Source organism: Kitasatospora sp. MBT63 (assembly GCF_000710465.2).
GTDB lineage: Bacteria > Actinomycetota > Actinomycetes > Streptomycetales > Streptomycetaceae > Kitasatospora.
Map to the genome: position 1 here is coordinate 1 of NZ_JAIZ01000600.1, position 1,700 is coordinate 1,700.

The following is a 1,700-nucleotide window of genomic DNA, read 5'->3' on the forward strand; positions in this document are numbered from 1 at the left end:
GGTCGCCAGGGGCGGGGTCCATCCCGGCCTCGGGGGCGGCCTGGACGGACGACTGGGTGGCGGCGGCGGTGCCGTGCGCGTCGGGCAGGCCGTTCTCCTCGCTGACCAGCTCCTCCAGGGCGAGCCGCTCGCTGGGGACGGTCTGTCGCAGGCCGGAACCCTTGTTGCGGGAGAACTTGCAGCCGGTGAGCCGGACGGCCTCGACGGAGTCCGTGCGGACGCCGTCGCCAGTGTTCTCGGCGGCGGCGACCCTGACCAGGACGGCGCGGGCGCCTGTGCCGAGGCGGAGGCCGTGGCGGCGGTTGCCGATGGCGCGGACCCGGGTGCAGTTCAGGTCGGAGTCGTCCTCGGCGGTGATGCCGTCCTCACCGGAGCCGGTGATCTCGCAGTCCCGCAGGTGTGCGGTGCCGATCCGGCCGACCTGCACGCCGGAGCCGGCCGCGTCGCGCACCACGCAGTCGCCGATCCGGGTGTCGGCGCCGTCGGCGATCCGGATGCCGGAGCGGCCGGCGTCCAGCACCTCGCACTTGTCCAACTGGCCGCGCCCGTCCCGCAGGACGGCCACCCCGTCGCCCTTGGCGCGGTGCACGGCGGCGCGGCGCAGCCGCGGGTTGGCGCCCTCGGTGATCAGCACGCCGGTGCCGGCGGCGTCGCGGACCTCCAGCCGGTCCAGGTCGGCGGCGCTGTCGCCGGTCAGCTCCAGGCCGTCGCCCCCGCAGTCCCGGACCACGGTGCGCAGCAGGGTGGGGCCGGAGGATTCGCCGATCCAGATGCCGGTGCCCTGGGCGGCGGCGACCTCGCAGTCCTCGAAGGTGCCGCGGGCGCGGCCGGTGACGTGGATGCCGTGGCCTGCGGTGCGGGCGGTGCGGCAGCGGCGAAGTTCGGGGTCGGTGCCGGCGGCGAGCGCGATGCCGTGGCCGGAGGTGCCGGTGACGGTGCAGTCCTCCAGCACGACCCGGGCGGTGGAGCTGATGTAGACGCCGATGGTGGTGTCGCGGACGTCGGTGCGCAGCAGCCGGGTGGTGCTGTTCTCCTCCAGGGCGATGCCGGGCTTGTCGGTGACGGAGATCTCGCAGTCTTCGAAGGTTCCGCGGGCGTTGCCGTTGGCGCAGACGCCGTTGCCGCGGGCGTCGCGCAGCACGCAGTTGCGCAGCAGCGGGTCGGCGCGTTCGCCGATCACCACGGCGGAGCTGCCGAGGTGTTCGACGACGCAGTCCTCGATGACGCTGTTGCCGGTGGAGGTCTCCACCAGGCCGGCGCCGGCCGGGTTGGTGACCCGGCAGCCGCGCATCGCCAGCGAGCCGTCGCCGCGGGTGAGCAGGGCGGTCCAGGAGTTGCCGACCACCTCGCAGTCCTGGAAGGCGGCCTGGCCGCGCGGCACGTCGACAGCGGGCAGTTCCTCGTCCTGACCCTGCAGGATCAGGCCGGTCAACTGCACGGCCTCGGCGGTGACCTGGACCACGCAGCCGCGCCGGGCGGTGATCCGGACGGTGCCGCGGGCCTCGGCGGCGGTGATGGTGACCAGCTTGCTGATCACCAGGTTCTCCTCGTACCGGCCGGGCCGGACCGAGATCACCGCGCCGCTGCGGGCCTCCGCCAGTGCCTCGCCGATCGTGCGGTAGCGGCCGTCCCGCTGTTCCGGGCACACCGTCAGCACGTGGCGCGACATGGCGTGGACTCTCCTCTTCCTGGGTGGGCTT

The 1,700-nt window shown here is 74.4% G+C and carries 1 protein-coding gene; it reads right to left on the reverse strand.

The window, feature by feature from the left end; genetic code table 11:
- Nucleotides 1-1,669, reverse strand: a 1,669-nt coding sequence (locus tag AA75_RS31555; protein ID WP_199520462.1) for a right-handed parallel beta-helix repeat-containing protein, incomplete at its 3' end; no start/stop codon positions are given.
- Nucleotides 1,670-1,700 lie beyond the last annotated feature (31 nt).